Source organism: candidate division WOR-3 bacterium (assembly GCA_016926475.1).
Lineage (GTDB): Bacteria > SDB-A > SDB-A > SDB-A > SDB-A > JAFGIG01.
This window is the reverse complement of sequence record JAFGON010000036.1, coordinates 1-10,751: the sequence shown is the minus strand read 5'-3', so window position 1 is coordinate 10,751 and position 10,751 is coordinate 1. Positions and strand designations below refer to the sequence as shown.

Here is a 10,751-nt window from a genome sequence, read left to right as displayed (position 1 = left end):
CTTCTTCTCCCTTCATGGGTTTTTCTGACAATTCACCTTTAGGCAGGTAGGAAAATCTCGACGCACTGTTGATGAGCATCTGGTATTTTTTGTTTTTAACCCTGAATTCAGCAGTATATGGATCGGCAGCAAAAAAATCGCCTGTAGATTTAAGATAAGCATAAGGGCTAAAAACAGAGCCGTCTGAAACGGCACGGCTGAAAGCGGCTTTAGAATTTCTATAATTAAAAACAGTTCTGTAATCTACAAAAAAATCATTTCCCGCTATCACTGTTATCTCAGTCCCTAAAAATTCCGAGGCATTTTTTATAAGTTGAAGGTTTTCTTCTGAATCTTCTGTAGAATAATCAAAGTTTTCAATGAAATCAAAATCGCCTTCTCTGCTGATGGAATTTCTCAAACCAGTGTTCAACAGAATGATTTCTTCGTATTCGGGAGGGCAGTATTCGTCAGGAGTTTTTGTTTCCTCTTTATTTTTTAGCGCTTCAAACCACATATCCCTTGCTTTTTTCTCCCTTTCATCCTTTACGTTCGGATCTTCGTATAGAAGAATGGGAATGTTTTTTACTAACTTAATGTTCATCTCGTATATTGACGTTTCTTCAAAATACATGGTCTCCTCCTTCTCAATTGGTTGAACCTTTGTGAGGTGTTTTCACATTCTACATCGAGGTAAAATATTCCTTTTATATCACCGATATCATTCATTGTGCTCTTTAAAGCATGACTTTCACAAGATTTGGACGGCAAAATTACATACGTCTCCGCTTTGGCTCTCGTATCCGGTTTTTTGAAACAGCCGTCTGTTATGATCAATGCTTTTTTGAATTTACACGAATTTATGTGCTCGACTACAGGATTTATATCCGTCCCGCCGGTTATGGCATTCCCCTCTTTCACGTCCTGAAGGGTTATCTTCTTAAGTTCAGACGAAAACACAAAATACGGACCGGGGAAAAGATCAGAGATTTTTCTCAAAAGAATGTAAATCAATTCCTTGTAGGATTCCATGGAACCAGACTGGTCAATATATACAGGCGAAAACTCGTCGCTTTTAACCCTCGCCGGGATTTTGTTCTGGTAGAAAAGGGTATTCACTCCGCAATTAATAAGTGAAAGCTGTTTTCTTGAAAAATTCGGTATGACGCCCGTCGATTCGACCAAGTCATTTTTGTAGTTTACACTTTTGAACATATTTTCACAGAAGACTTTTTCCATCAGTTTTTTCAGAAGTTCTGCTTTTCGGAGATTCCCGCCTTCCTGAAATTTAATTTTTATCTTTTCTATGGAGGATGCGTTCCTGCAGTATAAACTGGTTTTTATATGATCAATAAAGCCGGAAACGGCGGTTTTGACCGCACTGATTTTGGTCAATTCGCTGTTGACGAGTGAGATGTAAGTGAAATTTTCCCTTTTTCGGATAAATCTTTTCAATATACTCTCCAACTGCGGAACCGGCATTCCAGGTTTTAAGTAATTGTCAAACCACAGTGAAATGAGCGTGTTTTTCCGGGACGGAGAGAGGTTGACAATTTTTTTGAAATCCTGTTCCACGCTTTTTCTGCTTTTGGAGGGCGGCGCGAGAAGAAACATAAGGTCTTTTTCTGTGAAAAAACGGTTTTTTAACATTTTTTTGTAGAAACTGCCGTAACAGCGGTCAAGAACCTTTATTCTTTTTTTCCTGTTGAGGTTGAACATCAGCGAATTGCAGTTTATGTCAGCGCAAAAATTCGTGAATTCCGGGCAGATTTTAACGGCATATTTAAAATGCTCGAAGAAAATGTGCGATAATTCATGGATCAGCACCCAAAGAAGATCATACTTTCCGGTCATTTTTCTTTTCATGAAATCTTCGTTTATTCTGATAACGAATCCGTTGTCTCCGGCCTGTTGGACACAGGCGGTTTTTACACTTTCGGAATCCTTTTCGACTATCACGTCTTTTACCGTGCTCTTGTAAATGTCGAAAAGCGGCTTTAAAAAGCTTTTTTCTTCAAAAATCATTTCCGTGAATTTCTCTTTGACGTTTTTCATGTTAACCGGCTTTGCAAAGAGCTTTCCCGTCAATAATTCCGAGTGAGGTTGTTTTTTCGAAATCCGCGAACCTGTCCAGCGCGGGGTGCAAGGGATTGTAAATCCAGCAATCTATTCTGCTGTAAATATTCTTGATCATATCAATATCGGTTATGACTTCCGGAGCTGTATCGTAAAATAATATATCTGGGGATTTGCAGACAAAATAAACACCGCTTTTAAAACGCGGTTGTTTTCAGCTGTTCACTTCCGGTGTTTGCTTGAGAAGATAAATAGTCTTAAGAATTGAACTGAGTTTTGTGTCGATGCTGTCGCTTTCAAAAACCTTGAGCCGGCTGTCCTGAGAGAAATACTTGAATTCACTGTTGCCGGGAATTTTCATCTTTCCGTCCACTACACAAACATATTCATTTTCATTTCTGGATCTTGAACCGTTGGTGCATTTACCAACCTTGAAAAGAACGTCGTTGATTTTAACTCCTTTGATTTCCCTTTCCCTGACTATCAAAAGCTTTTCCCTGAACACCCTCGGGAATACTCTGCTCTTTAAACAATAGTCATCACCGTTCTTCGTGAAAATTTCTTCAAAATTCTTTACGTTAATAAAACTGCTTTCGTTCAAGCGATCCTGGACAATCGGCAATTCATAATCCCAGTTGCTGTTCTTCTGAAACATAGATATTTCATTGATGACTTTGTTGAGAAACTTGTTGAACTTGACGCACTTTTTCAGAGGGAGTCCTGCCCTTGAACCGGGGAAAAGCTTTTCAATAGTGCCGTTTACAGTAAGTTTTTCCCAAAGATACTGCGAAACTTCATATACTTTTCCGGAATCAATACAGAAAAATCCGACCATTTTTTTGTCACCGAGAATAAATTCCTTCTTCAGAGTCTTGTAAAAACTCCCGCCCCTGTTTTCCGGAGGAGGCACAATCCAGTGGGCGGCTCTTCTTGTAAATACATTCAATTCTTCGATTTCCTTTTCGGAACTGAATGCGACTTCTTTCAAGATTGCGGCAAGAAAAGAAAGACCCTTAAGCAGTTTTCTTCTCTTGAATACTTCCACTAGCATAATTTTCCTCCCTTGTAAAAATTTCCGAAATTATTTCAACTGCTGTATTGTCGTCGTTGTCGATGTAGTTGTCGCAAATCCCTGTTGTTCTGTAGCTGTCAACACTCATTCCGTTAAGATTCCTGTTGAGCAAATCAGCATCTTGGTTGAGCACAACATCAACCACGTTTTCAAAAAGCTGGCTGTCCTTTTCACAGGGCGTAACATTCTTTTCCTGCAAAAGCCTTATTTTGTTTAAAATTGTCAGAACCGATTTAAAGGCTTCTTTACCTGAGGTTGAATTCTTGAATTTTTGAAGTATTCTTTCAGTGCTATCCTCCTTTTCCGGCTCTATCTTGATAAAACCCAGGTCTCTGATTGTCTTTTCAAGTATTTCCTTCTCAAGATTTCTCGTATTCCCGTCCTCTATGGCGGGATAAATCCAGGAAAATTCGGATGCCATTCTAAAATTTTCCCTAAAAGCTTTCGGCGTAATTTTAATTTTTTCCGACAAGTCTATCGCGAACATGACTTTCAGCGTCCTGAAAATCATTCCCGCCCTTCTCTCGCTTACGGCTTTGTATTCTTTTTCTGAACATACGTCCTGGGCATTTCTGTAATATGCAGAGCAGAATTTTTCAGACATTTCGGTAATTTTTTTGGGCAAAGAATAATATTCTTTTTTTACTTTCTTTATCAGACTTTGAAGTTTTTCCGTAATTCTCCCGTCAAATTCTTCGTTTTCTCTCAGAAGTGATGATTTTTCATTATTTCCTTTGACGATTTTGATTATGTCTTCTTCTTTAAAATAATCGTCTATCTCCACAATTTGTGAAAATCTGTCTGCAAGGGCAGGATCAAGCGAATAAGCACCGGGATAATTCAGGGGATTCATCGCCGAAAATACATATTTCAGCGAAGGAATATTCTCTCCCATTAAGGATCTGTCCTTAATGACTTCAAGCCATTTGCTCTGCATGGCATAATTCGCCCTCGACAATTCGTCAATCAATATGAATTTTTTGTTCCACAATGTCATTGGCGATTTTATGTAGTCAATTTTCCCTTTTTTCATCATTTCAGGATCGGGGAAACCGATGATATCTTCAAAAACCGATTTTGAAGCGTCGTAAGCGTTGAATTCTTTTTCAGCTCCTTCTGTCTCATAACCGAGCGCACGTGCTAACTGACACAACATAAATGTTTTACCTGATCCGTGTTTTCCTATAAAAAGAAGGGGTTCCCCCGTGACCAAAGCCGCAAGAATTATTTTGGAATACTTTTCGTAACCCCATATTTTTAGACTTTTCAGTATCTCATCCATTTTAACCTCCAATTATTATTGTCTTGCTAAATTTTATTACCTACATATATCAAAAATTTAATATCTTGTCAAGAAAATTTTACTAGTGTGTAAAAAAATTTTTTACCATTATTGCTTTGTATATTTTTTTAAATATGATATCATCTGTCATGGGTATTAAAAGAATCAAGCTGTCCGATATATGTGAAATCAGAGCTGGTTATCTTTTCAGGTCTTCGATAGAAGAAGATAACGATGGGGATGTGCGGGTAATACAGTTATCAGATGTCGGTCGCTCTCTTATTTTAGAAAATGTTGACCTTTTTAAATCCGTTAAAATTGACAATAGAAGAATTCTCGATAAGCATCTTCTTAAAGATGACGACATCCTGTTCAAAGCCAAATCAACCAATCATGTTGCAGCTGTTTTCAGGGGCGATTCTGATGCAGTCGCGACGCACCATTTTTTTATCCTGAGAATACGACCGATAGAGGGTATAAATAGGAATGAAATATTTCCTCCCTATCTTGCCCTTTACATCAACCTTCCCCCTTCGCAGACTCATTTTTCATCTAACAGGGCAAACACACACATAATTAACAAAAACTCTCTCGAATCCCTTGAGATAACCTTACCTGATATCGAAATTCAGAAAAATGCGGTTAATATATACGAAAACCTCACCAAACAGATGGAATACTACGAGAAAATTATCGAACATAAAAAAGGAATACTGGACCTCACTCTCAACAATTTACTGGGAATATCAAATGCTTCAAAGAGCTGACAGGTTATTTTCAGATAAAGCGAGAGAATACATAAGGTTGTATCAAAATTTCTGCGGCGGCCGTCAATCATGGAAAAGTTTTTCAATATTCTTCGGGACAGTTCTTTTGAAGTTTTGTGAAGAATCAATGGATACTTCAAATCCTTTCTCAATAAACAAAGAGCATTATTTTTCCGGTCTTACTACAGACGAAAACGCCTATGAAAATCTGATCTTTTTGTTAAATGATTTTTATAAAACAAATTCCATTGAATTTCCGGATAAAACTGATCAAGACTTCTTTGAAAACACTTTAAATGAAGAAGAAAAAGACAGGAAGGTAAAAATATTGGCTCTTGAGCTGTCGGATAAGAATAAATCCTTGGCAGGTGAGAAAAGCTCTTTCTTCATCACCCTCTTCAGGTATTTTCAGCATGGAAGTATTTTTTTCAACCCAGAACAGAGGGCTAAAGAAAACGCCAAAGAGCTTATGATCGCTTTGGCTGAAAAAAAGGGATGTGAAAATATATTGTTTTCAGGAGTAGAAAACGGGGTGTATTTTGATTATAACGAAAATTATACCTGTAATATTTTTGTATGCACTGAATCTTTACATTCTTTTCTGATCCAGGCCATTTTGAAAAAATTTTCAAAATCTGAAAAAATAAGAGTTCTGAAACCTGAAGGCGCTCCGCCTTACGGAGAAAAATTCGCAAAAATTCATTTTCCTAAATCATACGTTTCCATGAGAAGAATTTTATTCAGAACCTCAAGAGAACCCGGAGAATTTCGAAGAGCCGACGATCTTTACAAAGAATACCTTTCAAATGAAGTAAATCTTGTAATTTCTGAAGGAGAAGATATTTTTCTATACATTGACGCACGGACTCTGGCTGAAGATTATCTTAGAGATGAATTTTTTAGTTTGATTTCTCAAAAACCCCTTGATTTTGCCGTAAGACTTCCAAACCTGTATTTTTTGGGAAATTACCAGCAGTCATTTATATTCGGTTTTAGCCCTAAAAAGACGGACGAAGGGATTATGCTTGTCGATGCGTCAATTTTCACTGAAAAAAGAACAAGAAATAGACTCACACCTGAGATTGTAGAAAATATCGCGGATATAATCATAAATAGAAAAAAAGAAACAGAGTACTCAAGAATATTCCCTGAAATCGAAGAATTTAAACAAAACCTTTTCAAACCTCTTCACCCGGAATCCGCAGGTTCGGAGAAATTTTCAGAAAAACTCCGGAGACTCAAAGATGAAATAAATTTACTGACCGAGAATATCGGAAAATTAGAAGATGAATTCGATGAATTGACAGACGGTATTAAATGATGAAAAACCTACTGGTTTATACCCTACCGGTTTATAACTGCCTATTTAGAACTAACGTCCGTTTACTCCGCTTTATTCCACTATAATTTTAAGACTATATTCACCCGTTCCTGAATTTGTCGAATATACCCTCGCTTCGTATTCGCCTGGACCGGCGATTACGTAGATCAGGGCGTCTCCGGTCGGATACTCGCTGTCCCATTCGGCCAGAACCGCGCCTGTGGATACCTCGACGAGTTTGAGAAGAGGTGTAAAAGCTTCTGTCATAACTTCCACCCTCACTTTGTCGCCGGCGACAGCTTCGAATGTGTAGGCGTCGTAGGGAAAATTCATGTGGTTGGGATCCGTCGGGTCGCTCTCGTCGATCGTGCCGGTTTTCTCGATTGTCTGTTCCGTTGATTCAACCGTCACAGTTGTATCGGCCGGTTGCTCTGTTTCATTCCTTGTTTCTTTTTGCGAACAGGCAAATGAAAACACAGATATTGCCAGAATCAGAACTGCGGTTTGAAAAAGTATTTTTGAATCAAAACCCATTGTTGTTCTCCTTTACTTTTTTTTGGTTATTTTATGATTGCTTATAATTGCCCTTTGTTTTCACTGACAGATGATGAATGGCTGTGTAAAGCAATCACCGGAAGAAGTTGTTAAGCGAACGAAGTATTTACCGCTTGATAAATCTAGAACTGGACCGCTCAAATCGACGGTCAAAACATTTTCACCGGAACTGAAACGGCCGCTGGCAATTTCATTGATTTTTTGCCCTGACAAATTGTATAAAACACACTCTGCAAAATCATCCCTGTTCAGATTAAAGCTGAGGATTAGAGAAACAGTATGAGGATTGTATGAAATTTGAAAGTTTATAGGTTTTAATATAACAGGGAGAAACTCTTCGACGCCCGTAGAAGGTTTCAGTCTTCCGTAAATCGAAACATCGTCTATGTATGTCCCAGTACTGTGAATGGAAACATCGGACCTGAACCTGAATCTCACATATATTTTGTCTCCCGCGTATTTGTGAAGGTCGAGCACAATTTTGGACCACCCTCCGACATCCGGGATTTCAGGGTCGTCGTTTATCCCGCCTGTCTTTGAGCAAACCGGTTCGAACGTGACACATCCGTCAGCCGACACTTCGACCCAGGCGTAGTCCGTTGTGTAATAGGGGTTGTCGTCCTCTATGGAATTCCATATCCAGAAATCGAGATATACCGTCGACAACGAAGGCAATTCTATCAGAGGAGAAAGCAGCCAGTTGTCGGAATTGTCCTCGTAATCTCCGTCAAGGTCGGTCCCCCAGCAGTAACTGCCTGAATGGGAGTTGACCGGTCCGACGGAAGGTATACCTAGCTCCCACTCGTCAAAATTTCCGCCGTGGGTCCACCCCGCTGAACCGGATTCAAAATCTTCAGCAAATACAGTGTCCACATCCTGTAAGGTGATGCTGTTGAAAAGATTCAGTGCATCCTGCATGTTTTTTAGAAATTCGTCTATTCTGTTGTCGAGAAAAGCCTGTTTGGCTTCGTACGTGCACTGGACGGCCTGCTCCCGGATTATACTGTCGGGCGGACTGAGCGGAAGACCGCAAATCTCAACCTGTTTGGCATAAACCTGACCTGAAACAACTCTCGCGAGCAGAGCCGTGTCGTTCTGAACCGCGAAATAGTGCTCCAGCTGAGCGGTGTGGCCACCGCCCCACCCGGGTTCACCCCTTCCAAAGACCGGGTCCGAAGTGTGCCATGAAGCTTCGCATCCGGGAAGCATCCACACGGGAAATTCGTCCTCGGGGTTGCAAACCATTGTCACTGCTTCCGTGTAAGGGTATTGCGGGTATGTCGCTATACTCGGATCCATTCTCACCCAACCGTAATCAGGTACGTAAAAATCTATCGCCCAATGGTGGTCGTATAGGGTATTTAAAATCACACAGTTCATTAGGGTTCTCGCCGGGATTCCGTTAGCCCTGAAAAGCGCGGCTGCGGCGTGCGCGTGGCCCGTGCAGGAATTTCCCCAGGTCAGGGCGTAGACCGCGTCGAAAGCCATGGGCGAGTGCGGAAACTGCCACGGTATTTTGTAGCAGAACGAATGTATCGAATCAGCCAGCTCAATAAGGTTGTCGGTTGTTCCGAGAACAGTTGCGGCGCTTGCTGTCACAATAGGCGCCTCGAGCTGTGCGCAATCCGTCTGGACAAGCCATTTGAGAACTGAATCAGGCAGCTCGCCCGGTTCAGGAATCGGAACGTACTGAGGCAGGTCGGACCATGTTTCCTGAAGCACAAGGACCCATACCTTCCAGTTGATACTTGTCGGCGCTCCAGGTCTCATAGTTGCAGCTACCATGTAATTCGGAGGCGTAAGTTCTATGAACCTGTAGTTGATCATGTAAGGATTATCAACTTCGAAATAAACGGGAACCTGGTGCTCGTAACAAACAGGCACGTGAAAATACGCGATGTATTCATCCCCCGCTGAGACAGTAGAAATCCCCAGATTGCCTTCAACACGCAGAAGGAATAAATTCATGCTGTAACCTTTTTCAGAGGCGGGAATGAGTTTTTCCGGATAATTGCCCCAGGGATTAATTTGAGACATTATAAATAACAAAAAAACCATGGAGCCTCCCGTTTTTTAAGGTGGGTGTTTTTTGATTATAAACCTTCAACGCATATAAGGTCAAACATCGATCGTCCGCAGTTTATAGAAATCTTAAACACCTCTCAATCAACTGCTTTTAATAAGCCGCGGATCAATTTCAAAAATTTCGGGTTTGCCGATTAATATCTTCCTGAATTTTTCGTGTGAGGTGTTTAAAAGATAGTTGAATTCCCTCGTCACGACTGCACTGGGAACTTTTAGAACCGGAAAATTCATTTTATCGTACCACAAATCTCCGATTCTTTTCAACGACACCGGTGCCGGAAATTTTCTCCAGTTCTTCGGCAAATCCTTCAGATCAACCTTTTTCACAAAGGAATCTTCAAAAGTGACCGGTATTAAAAAAAAGTCTTCCAATAACTTACTGTTTAGATGGACTGCGATTTCAAGCAGTGCGAGTGAAACACTCTCCGAGGTGTACACAACTTTTTTCCCTGGACTGTTCCACCTTCCGCCGTATATTCTCGAACCTTCTCCGGAAAAAGCCGATGATTCGAATTTTTTCTTAACTATGCGCCAGGAAGTTATCTTCAAGGAAAAACGCCATGTTCGAGTCTGCCCAAAAGATTTTCGACCTCTATTGCTCCTACTTCGCTTTTTATGAAATCTATCGGTCTGAGGTTCCCAAGACCGGTCTGCTTTTCGGAAAGCCATTTTTTGGCGCCATCGAAATCACCTTCGAAAAGCTCAAGAGCTTTTCCGAACACCCTCGAAAGCCGCAACAGCCTGTCGGACTCGTCCGGTTCGAGTTTTCCGGATTTTTTTCTCCTCTGAAGCGTTCGTACGTTTATCTGCAGAAGCTCCGCCAGTTCACCTGTCGTCATCTCGAGGTTTTTTTGAAGTCTTTGAAAAGCGGTATATGGAATACCGCCTTCTATGTTCTTGAGCAAAGGTTCGGTGTCGCAGGGTTTTAGACCCAGAAGTATGACGTAGGGATGGGTTTTATCAGATTTATTACCGGTTGAATCAATGTATTTTTGCAAGTCTCCGGCCGGTTTGATTTTTTTGCCGTGTTCTTTTACGCCCATTAATACCTCCTGCCATTTGACTTTATTATACCAGACATTTGGCAGGCATCAAATATTTTTTGGCATTGTTGCGTAATATAATCATTGATCCGAAATTCCCAAGGAAATTGCTAATATTATTTTAATGACATTATAATAGTTTTTTACTATAATTTTACTTGAAAACAAACAAAAAGGAGGACTGATGAAGAAAATTTTTGTTCTAATCGGTATGCTCGTATGTGCCTGTATTTTCGCGAGTGGATATGGTCCATCAGGAAATATTTTCACCGAAGCTGTTTCAATTCGCACAGGTGAAGGCGTTGATCCCGATGAAGGAATCCTTCCTGAGACAACGCCTTGTCCTGTCCAAAATCAGGAAGACTTTACTGCGAACACGGAACCTTCGAGATACGCCCCTCTATGGGGACCGGATCTTCTGGTCACGAACCAGTGCGAAATTCCCTACAGGTATAACATGGCTATTGATTACGACGCCAACGGTTACATCTACGCAGGTATTCAATCCTGCCATTCATCAGGAACAGATACATTGTTCATTTACAAAACAACCGACCACGGCTATACATGG

At 40.6% G+C, this 10,751-nt stretch carries 11 protein-coding genes; 3 read left to right on the top strand and 8 right to left on the bottom strand.

Annotation, left to right across the window (positions count from 1 at the left end; all coding sequences use genetic code 11):
- The 5 genes from JXA84_03585 to JXA84_03565 form a co-directional block, all read right to left on the bottom strand.
- Window positions 1-613 (bottom strand): hypothetical protein (locus JXA84_03585; protein MBN1150288.1); only part of this gene is annotated, 613 nt, incomplete at its 3' end.
- Complete coding sequence (locus JXA84_03580; GenBank protein MBN1150287.1) at window positions 580-2,034, bottom strand: hypothetical protein; 1,455 nt, start codon at window positions 2,032-2,034, stop codon at window positions 580-582. The genes JXA84_03585 and JXA84_03580, both read right to left, overlap by 34 nt.
- A gap of 1 nt (window position 2,035) precedes the next feature.
- The gene (locus JXA84_03575) at window positions 2,036-2,173 is read right to left on the bottom strand and encodes a hypothetical protein (GenBank protein MBN1150286.1); all 138 of its coding nucleotides are present in this window, start codon (window positions 2,171-2,173) and stop codon (window positions 2,036-2,038) included.
- Window positions 2,174-2,269: 96 nt separating this feature from the next.
- Complete coding sequence (locus JXA84_03570; protein ID MBN1150285.1) at window positions 2,270-3,106, bottom strand: hypothetical protein; 837 nt, start codon at window positions 3,104-3,106, stop codon at window positions 2,270-2,272.
- Window positions 3,069-4,409 (bottom strand): AAA family ATPase, encoded by a 1,341-nt coding sequence (locus tag JXA84_03565; protein ID MBN1150284.1) that lies wholly within the window; start codon window positions 4,407-4,409, stop codon window positions 3,069-3,071. The genes JXA84_03570 and JXA84_03565 overlap by 38 nt, the downstream gene beginning before the upstream one ends.
- A 134-nt stretch (window positions 4,410-4,543) precedes the next feature.
- Here JXA84_03565 and JXA84_03560 point away from each other — a divergent pair, with 134 nt between their 5' ends.
- Together JXA84_03560 and JXA84_03555 are read left to right on the top strand one after the other, a co-directional pair.
- Window positions 4,544-5,176, top strand: a complete 633-nt coding sequence (locus tag JXA84_03560) for a restriction endonuclease subunit S (protein MBN1150283.1) — start codon at window positions 4,544-4,546, stop codon at window positions 5,174-5,176.
- Complete coding sequence (locus tag JXA84_03555; protein ID MBN1150282.1) at window positions 5,160-6,497, top strand: hypothetical protein; 1,338 nt, start codon at window positions 5,160-5,162, stop codon at window positions 6,495-6,497. Before JXA84_03560 ends, JXA84_03555 begins: the two co-directional genes overlap by 17 nt.
- A gap of 72 nt (window positions 6,498-6,569) precedes the next feature.
- On the opposite strand, the gene JXA84_03550 is transcribed toward JXA84_03555, so the two are convergent.
- From JXA84_03550 to JXA84_03540, 3 genes are all read right to left on the bottom strand, one after another.
- Entirely contained in the window at window positions 6,570-7,031 is a 462-nt protein-coding gene (locus tag JXA84_03550; GenBank protein ID MBN1150281.1) for a hypothetical protein, read from the bottom strand.
- A gap of 60 nt (window positions 7,032-7,091) precedes the next feature.
- On the bottom strand, window positions 7,092-9,110 hold the full coding sequence (locus JXA84_03545; GenBank protein ID MBN1150280.1) for a choice-of-anchor J domain-containing protein: 2,019 nt from the start codon (window positions 9,108-9,110) through the stop codon (window positions 7,092-7,094).
- Between the two features lie 108 nt (window positions 9,111-9,218).
- Window positions 9,219-9,806, bottom strand: a complete 588-nt coding sequence (locus JXA84_03540; protein MBN1150279.1) for an RES family NAD+ phosphorylase — start codon at window positions 9,804-9,806, stop codon at window positions 9,219-9,221.
- Between the two features lie 558 nt (window positions 9,807-10,364).
- Here JXA84_03540 and JXA84_03535 point away from each other — a divergent pair.
- On the top strand, window positions 10,365-10,751 hold a 387-nt coding region (locus JXA84_03535), incomplete at its 3' end, for a hypothetical protein (protein MBN1150278.1).

Bases quoted from the DNA above. Each gene is read 5' to 3' on its own strand.
- JXA84_03580 (MBN1150287.1), bottom strand. From the start codon at position 2,034: ATGAAAAACGTCAAAGAGAAATTCACGGAAATGATTTTTGAAGAAAAA.
- JXA84_03575 (MBN1150286.1), bottom strand. From the start codon at position 2,173: ATGATCAAGAATATTTACAGCAGAATAGATTGCTGGATTTACAATCCC.
- JXA84_03570 (MBN1150285.1), bottom strand. From the start codon at position 3,106: ATGCTAGTGGAAGTATTCAAGAGAAGAAAACTGCTTAAGGGTCTTTCT.
- JXA84_03565 (MBN1150284.1), bottom strand. From the start codon at position 4,409: ATGGATGAGATACTGAAAAGTCTAAAAATATGGGGTTACGAAAAGTAT.
- JXA84_03560 (MBN1150283.1), top strand. From the start codon at position 4,544: ATGATATCATCTGTCATGGGTATTAAAAGAATCAAGCTGTCCGATATA.
- JXA84_03555 (MBN1150282.1), top strand. From the start codon at position 5,160: ATGCTTCAAAGAGCTGACAGGTTATTTTCAGATAAAGCGAGAGAATAC.
- JXA84_03550 (MBN1150281.1), bottom strand. From the start codon at position 7,031: ATGGGTTTTGATTCAAAAATACTTTTTCAAACCGCAGTTCTGATTCTG.
- JXA84_03545 (MBN1150280.1), bottom strand. From the start codon at position 9,110: ATGGTTTTTTTGTTATTTATAATGTCTCAAATTAATCCCTGGGGCAAT.
- JXA84_03540 (MBN1150279.1), bottom strand. From the start codon at position 9,806: ATGGCTTTCCGAAAAGCAGACCGGTCTTGGGAACCTCAGACCGATAGA.